5 protein-coding genes are annotated in these 4,281 nt (G+C 73.8%); 4 read left to right on the forward strand and 1 reads right to left on the reverse strand.

The window, feature by feature from the left end:
• Window positions 1-78 precede the first annotated feature (78 nt).
• Window positions 79-741: a trimeric intracellular cation channel family protein gene (locus STRAU_RS22405; RefSeq protein WP_016642663.1), complete on the forward strand. Its 663-nt coding sequence runs from the start codon at window positions 79-81 to the stop codon at window positions 739-741.
• A 73-nt stretch (window positions 742-814) separates the two neighbouring features.
• Here STRAU_RS22405 and STRAU_RS22410 read toward each other — a convergent pair whose 3' ends face one another.
• Window positions 815-1,264: a hypothetical protein gene (locus tag STRAU_RS22410; RefSeq protein ID WP_016642664.1), complete on the reverse strand. Its 450-nt coding sequence runs from the start codon at window positions 1,262-1,264 to the stop codon at window positions 815-817.
• A gap of 407 nt (window positions 1,265-1,671) precedes the next feature.
• Between STRAU_RS22410 and STRAU_RS22415 the strand changes: the two genes are divergently transcribed.
• Genes STRAU_RS22415 through STRAU_RS22425 form a run of 3 tightly spaced genes read left to right on the forward strand, consistent with a single transcriptional unit; the run spans window position 1,672 to window position 4,206 of the window.
• Window positions 1,672-2,478, forward strand: a complete 807-nt coding sequence (locus tag STRAU_RS22415; RefSeq protein WP_016642665.1) for a helix-turn-helix domain-containing protein — start codon at window positions 1,672-1,674, stop codon at window positions 2,476-2,478.
• The gene (locus STRAU_RS22420; protein ID WP_016642666.1) at window positions 2,475-3,314 is read left to right on the forward strand and encodes a helix-turn-helix domain-containing protein; all 840 of its coding nucleotides are present in this window, start codon (window positions 2,475-2,477) and stop codon (window positions 3,312-3,314) included. The genes STRAU_RS22415 and STRAU_RS22420 overlap by 4 nt, the downstream gene beginning before the upstream one ends.
• A 22-nt stretch (window positions 3,315-3,336) precedes the next feature.
• Window positions 3,337-4,206, forward strand: a complete 870-nt coding sequence (locus tag STRAU_RS22425; RefSeq protein WP_037661129.1) for a thioesterase family protein — start codon at window positions 3,337-3,339, stop codon at window positions 4,204-4,206.
• Window positions 4,207-4,281: the final 75 nt, after the last annotated feature.

The raw sequence follows: 4,281 nt of genomic DNA on the forward strand, positions 1-4,281 counted from the left end.
CGGGGGGCGGGGGTGGCCCCGGGGGCGTTCTGGGGCTGGGGCAGGAGGGTTGGCTCCCGGGCGGGGGGACAATGGCGCGTGCTTCAGGAACTGTTCAGCCCGGGGGTCCAGCACGCACTGGACATCGTCGGCATCTTCGTCTTCGCGATCTCCGGCGCCCTCCTCGCCGTACGCAAGAACTTCGACGTCTTCGGCATCGCCGTACTCGCCGAGGTCACCGCCCTCGGCGGCGGCCTCTTCCGCGACCTGGTGATCGGCGCGGTGCCCCCGGCCGCCTTCACCGACCTCGGCTACTTCCTCACCCCGCTGTTCGCCGCGGCCCTCGTGTTCTTCCTGCACCCCCAGGTCGAACGCACCCAGTTCGCGGTGAACGTCTTCGACGCGGCCGGCCTCGGCCTGTTCTGCGTCACGGGCACCACGAAGGCGTACGACCACGGCCTCGGCCTGACCGCGTCCGCCACCCTGGGCCTGGCCACGGCGGTCGGCGGCGGCGTCCTGCGCGACATCATCGCCAACGAGGTGCCGTCCCTGGTCCGCTGGGACCGGGACCTGTACGCGGTCCCCGCCATCGTGGGCGCCACCATCGTCGCCCTGTGCATCCGCTTCGACGCCTTGAACGGGATCACGACGGTGCTCGCCGTCGTCACCGCGTTCGTGCTGCGGCTGCTCGCGATGCATTACCACTGGCGGGCACCACGCGCCTGGAACCGCCGCTCCTCCGCCGCCGAGGAGTCCGTCTGACACGACGGGACGGGGCAGACGGGCGGCCCGTCCTCTCCCCCGTGGGAGGACGGGCCGCCGGAGGGCCGGTCGGTCACCGGCAGCTGGGGCTGTTGCGGATGTCGATGGCGTACGGCTTCCAGCCAGGGTTGACGGAGCCGGTCGTGCGCGGCTTCAGGCAGGCCGACTTCCGTTGGCCGCTGGTGTGCACGAAGTAGAGCTTGGCGCCGTCGTCACGGCGGGAGTTGGTGATGACCTTGGCCTGCTTGGCCCGCGGGCCGAGGTTCTGGTAGCCCATGTCCTTGTACTTCGCGAGCAGGGTGTTGCCCTTGTAGAAGCAGACGTTCGGCCAGGCACAGCCGGGCCGCCGCGCTTCGCCGGACTGCTGGATCGCCTGGTCCACGACGGCCGCGCCGGCCCCCGGTGCCCGCTGGGCGCCGGGCCCTTGGGAGGCGAAGGCGGTGGGCGCCGCGCTCGAGGCCATCAGGCCGCCTCCGAGAGCCAGAGCCGCCGTGCCGAGAGCTACGCGCTTACCGATGATCATGTGGCTTCGTCCTTTCCCGCGTTGCGTGCGGATGAGGTGTGCGGTGGTGCGCCGTTCGCGGTGGGGCGGCGTGGGGTGGACCACGCCGCCCGTCGTGCGTCACCGACTCTGCGCCCGGCCGCGGCGGGGCGGACAGGGCGAGCCGCGAAGTGGCGGGTTCGCGGGAGGCCCGTTCCTCTGACCTGCGCGAACGCTGTGTCCCGTGCTGTCGTCGTGGGACGGCGGGACCGCTTGTGAACCAGGGCGCGGGCCTGTCGACCATGGCGCGTGTTGAACGGTGGCCGGGTAAGCGCTGGAACCGGACCGCGCGGCCTTGCCATCCTTCGGAGGAAGGGCGTACGGCCCGCCGCGGCCACACGGCGGCAGGCACTCGCCTCGGGGGACATCGAACGCGCCAGGGGTGGAACATGTCGCGTTGGAAGGAGCTGCCCGCCTCGCTGGACCGGCGGGTGTGGCAGCTCGTCGTACAGATGCGGGCGTTGAAGGACCACAGCGGGCTCAGCCAGTCCGCCCTCGCCGCCAAGACCTCCTACAGCGGCTCGTCCTGGGCGCGCTACCTCAACGGCAAGGCGGTACCGCCGCGCGAGGCCGTCGAGGAGCTGGCCCGGACGTGCGGGGCCGACCCCGGCCGGCTGCTCGCGCTGCGGGACGTGGCGGTGGAGGCGTGGGGGAGCGAAGGCCCCGAGGGGGCCGTGGGCGGGGAAGGGGCCGAGGGGACGGACGGGGGCCGTGACGGACCGCCGCGCAGCCCCGGGGTGCCGCGCCGCCGCCTCCTCGCCGGCGTGGTCTGCGCCGCCCTGCTCGCCGTCGTCGCGGGCCTGCTCATCGGCCGCCCGTGGGACGGCGACGGCTCCTCGTCCGAGGGCCGCCGGGACCGGCAGGAGCAGGCGTCGCAGCAGGGCCAACAGGGGGATGAGCGGGGCGTGTTCGTCTTCCGGCCCGGCAAGAGGCACCGCTGCGACATCAGCCGCAAGGACGGCGACCTGTACGCCGGGTACAGCCTCAGCACCGAGGTACTGCTCGACACCAACAGCACGAGCTGGGACGTCGTGGAGGCCCAGTGCCTGCTGCGCCACCACGGCCAGGACCCGGGCACGGTGGACGGCGCGTACGGAGAGCGGACCAAGGACGCGGCCCGGCGCTTCCAGAAGGCCGAACACCTGGCGCCCGACGGCATCGTGGGCCCGGACACCTGGGGGGCGCTGCGACGGTGAACGCGCTCGAATGCGCGCGCCTCGCCGCCGAGCTGCGCGAGGTGAAGGAACGCGCCGGCCTGAGCCTGGCCGCGCTCGCGCGGCACACGCCGTACAGCAAGTCCTCCTGGGACCGCTATCTCAACGGCAAGCAGCAGCCGCCGAAGCAGGCGGTGGAATCGCTGTGCGAGGTGGCGCAGGAACCACCGGGGCGGCTGCTCGCGCTGTGGGGCCTCGCGGACCCGGCGTGGAGCGGCCGGGCGAGGTCGACACCGGCGGACGTGCCCGCACCGCGTCCGTCCGCCGCGGCCGTGCGCCGGGCCCGGCGCGGGCGGCGTACGGCGCTGGTGGGCGGCGGAGCGGCGGCCGCTGTCGCCGCCGTGACACTGGCGGTGGTGCTGTCGACGGGCGTCGGGCCCGGGGGCACGGGCGGTTCGGGAAGGGACGCGGCCGGTGTGAAGTCCTCGGCGCCCGCGGCGCAGTTCGAGCCGGGGTGCCGCGCGCGGTCCTGCGAGGGCAAGGACCCCAAGAAGATGGGGTGCGGCAGGCAGGGCATGGCCGTCTCGCCGCTGGTGCGGACCGCCCCCGGCGGGCAGCGCGTCGAGATCCGGCACAGCGAGCGGTGCGGGGCGGTCTGGGCGCGCGGCATGAACCTGCGGGTGGGCGACCGCATCGAGCTGTCCCAGCCGGGCGCGCGCACCAAGCGGGCGCTGGCGCGGAGCGCCGAGGACTACGTCGCGACCCCGATGACACCGGCCCGCGACGCCGGCCGGGCCGAGGTCTGTCTCGACCCCGCGGCCGGTGGTGGCGACGGTCGCGTGTGCTTCGGGGACGAGAAAAAAGCTACCGCTCAGTAGTTTTCTGTTGTACGTTGCTGGCATGGTGGAAACATCTGAGGCGCCGGTATCGCGCGCGACGGTGGGGGACAGCGAGTTCGACCGCGACACGGCGGTCACCGAGCGGGAGCCCGGCGTGTACGACGCCGACCTCTCCGCGGGCTGGACCATCGTCAACGCCGTCAACGGCGGCTATCTCCTCGCGGTCGTCGGCCGCGCCCTCGCGCAGGCGCTGCCGCATCCCGACCCGTTCACGATCTCCGCGCACTATCTGACGGCGTCCGACCCCGGGCCCGCCGTCGTCCGCACCCAGACCGTGCGGACCGGGCGGGGGCTCTCCACCGGGCAGGCGTCGCTCGTGCAGTTCGAGGCCGACGGGCGTGAGGTCGAGCGGCTGCGGGTGCTCGCTTCGTACGGGGACCTCGGCGCGCTGCCCGACGACGTGCGGACGTCGGCCAAGCCGCCGGTGCTGCCGCCCGTCGAGCAGTGCTTCGGGGCCGACGATGCGCCGGCCGACCAGCGTGGCGTGCCCGGGTCGTCCGCGATCGCCGACCGGCTGTGGCTGAAGCTGGATCCCGCGACGCTGGGGTGGGCGCTGGGGGAGCCGTCCGGCACGGGGGAGATGCGGGGGTGGTTCGGGCTCGCGGACGGGCGGCCCGCGGATCCGCTGTCGCTGTTGCTCGCCGTGGACGCGTTGCCGCCCACGGCGTTCGAGTTGGGGCTCAAGGGGTGGGTGCCGACCGTCGAACTCACCGTCCACGTCCGGGCCCGGCCCGTGCCCGGGCCGCTCCGTGTCGCCATCTCCACCCGTAACCTGGCCGGCGGCTTCCTGGAGGAGGACGCCGAAGTCTGGGACTCCGCCGATCGGCTTGTCGCCCAGTCCCGCCAACTGGCCCGCGTTCGCCTCCCCTGAGCAGGGGCGGTTCTCCTCCTGGCGGGGGCCCTTTCCCGCCGCTTCGCGGCGGATTTTTTTCCCACCCGCCCACCC

It is taken from the genome of Streptomyces aurantiacus JA 4570 (genome assembly GCF_000414115.1).
GTDB classification, from domain to species: domain Bacteria; phylum Actinomycetota; class Actinomycetes; order Streptomycetales; family Streptomycetaceae; genus Streptomyces; species Streptomyces aurantiacus_A.